This is a genomic window from Frankia sp. CoWAU3, assembly GCF_977971855.1.
This window is the reverse complement of record NZ_CDWWXB010000137.1, coordinates 1-1914: the sequence shown is the minus strand read 5'-3', so window position 1 is coordinate 1914 and position 1914 is coordinate 1. Positions and strand designations below refer to the sequence as shown.

2 protein-coding genes are annotated in these 1914 nt (G+C 68.6%); one reads left to right on the top strand and one right to left on the bottom strand.

Annotated features, from left to right (window positions below; genetic code table 11):
• The coding region (locus tag AC08ON_RS12565) for a hypothetical protein (protein ID WP_476617027.1) at window positions 1-220 on the top strand (220 nt) is incomplete at its 5' end.
• Between the two features lie 107 nt (window positions 221-327).
• Here the strand turns inward: AC08ON_RS12565 and glnII are convergent.
• Entirely contained in the window at window positions 328-1389 is a 1062-nt protein-coding gene (glnII, locus tag AC08ON_RS12560; RefSeq protein ID WP_476607756.1) for a glutamine synthetase GlnII, read from the bottom strand.
• Window positions 1390-1914 lie beyond the last annotated feature (525 nt).

Here is a 1914-nt window from a genome sequence, read left to right as displayed (position 1 = left end):
GTCCGCCTCCCGCATCCGCAACGCGAGCACGCTGGCCGGCTGGCCGCGTCCGGACGTCGTCCCCGACCGCCCGCCCGGTCTGGAGGCGATGGCGAGCGCGGCGGGATATCCCGCCGACCGGGCCGGCGAGCTCGTCGCCGAGCACCGCCGGTCGGCGGCGCTGGCCCGCGCCGTCGTCGAGGAGGTGTTCGCGCGCGAGCGGACCGCGGATTTCGGCTAGTACGTCCGGTGGTGCTGGAACCGCGCCACCGTAAGACCGGGCGGCAGGCGGTCGTGTCGTCGGGAGCACCGCCACGGCCGCCTGTACTCCGGGATGGTGACCATTCGTCAGACGGTCGCCTCGGCCGGGGCCGGGGTGGTCTGGGACGGCACGAACAGCGTCGGCTTGTCGCCGGCCAAGGCGCTGCAGCAGGTGTCGATCATGAGCGCGGAGACCAGGTACGGGTCCATGTTCGCGTTCGGGCGACGGTCTTCCAGCCAGCCCTTCTTGGCCTTCTCGACAGCCCACGGAATGCGGATCGACGCGCCGCGGTCGGAGGCGCCCCAGGAGAACTTGTTCCACGGAGCCGTCTCGTGCTTACCGGTCAGCCGGTCCTGGATGCCGTGACCGTAGTGGGTCACGTGCTCCAGCACCCGGGTGCCGAGCGCCTCGCAGCAGGCGACGATGGCGTCCCAGCCCTCCATCGTCTGCCTGGTGGAGAAGTTGGTGTGCGCGCCGGCGCCGTTCCAGTCGCCCGGGATCGGCTTGGCGGCGAACGACACCTCGACGCCGTAGTCCTCGGCGATCCGGTGGAGCAGCCAGCGGCCCAACCAGATCTGGTCGCCGATCGCCGGGGCGGGGAGCACGCCGATCTGGAACTCCCACTGGCCCATCATGACCTCGGCGTTGGTGCCCTCGATGGCGAGACCGGCGTCGAGGCAGGCCTGCGCGTGCCTCTCGACGATCTGGCGGCCGGGCATCTTCGAGCCGCCGACGCCACAGTAGTACGGTCCCTGCGGCGCGGGGTAGCCGACCTCCGGCCAGCCGTAGGGACGGCCGTCCTTGAAGAAGGTGTACTCCTGCTCGATGCCGAACATCGGCGTCATGTCGGCGTACTTCTCGGCGACGGTCCGGGCGGCGGCCCGGGTGTTCGTCGGGTGCGGCGTGAAGTCGGTCAGCTCGACCTCGCAGAGCACCAGGAGGTTGTCGCCACCCCGCAGCGGGTCGGGCGTGACGAAGACGGGCCGCAGCACGCAGTCCGAGTTCGATCCGGGCGCCTGGTTGGTGCTCGAGCCGTCGAAGCCCCAGATCTCCGGTTCCTTACCGTCCCTGATGATGCGGGTCTTGCTGCGCATCAGCGGCTCGGGCTCGGTGCCGTCGATCCAGATGTACTCGGCCTGATAACTCACTCATACTCCCCGTGGTTGATCCTGCACGTTACGGAGCGACTTCGTGATCGGCCTGGCCAGCCGACCCAGGCCGCGAATGACGGGAGGGTTCGACCGGAGCCTTGCCGTGCCCAGTTACCTTCCTGTTCCTCGATTGTTAATTTTTGGTCTCTGCTATGTCACGAAAGGCTGGCTCTGGGCGATCGGGGCCGGCTGCCGTCCGGGATTTTCGGGGTCCCCGACTCCGCTTTCGTGTCGTGGTGTCCCGGCGGGTGTCGGAGGGAAATGGCCAGTATTCTGGACCGCGCCGTTCCGCATATACGTGAGGCCCGCCTCCGACGTCGTCGAAGTAGGGCCTCGGGGAATCGGTATACTAATTTTCAATGCGGGTTCGGGGTTTCGCCTGGTATCCCGGGAAAGAGTCCGGGCATCTCCCGTTCGCGATCTTTCCGGCGCTCGCCGGCGCTTGGTGGATAGCGGCGGACCTTCGGCCGGTCTCCGCCCGGAGGTGGCGGCGGGACCTGGTTTCCGCACGCGTCCCCGTGT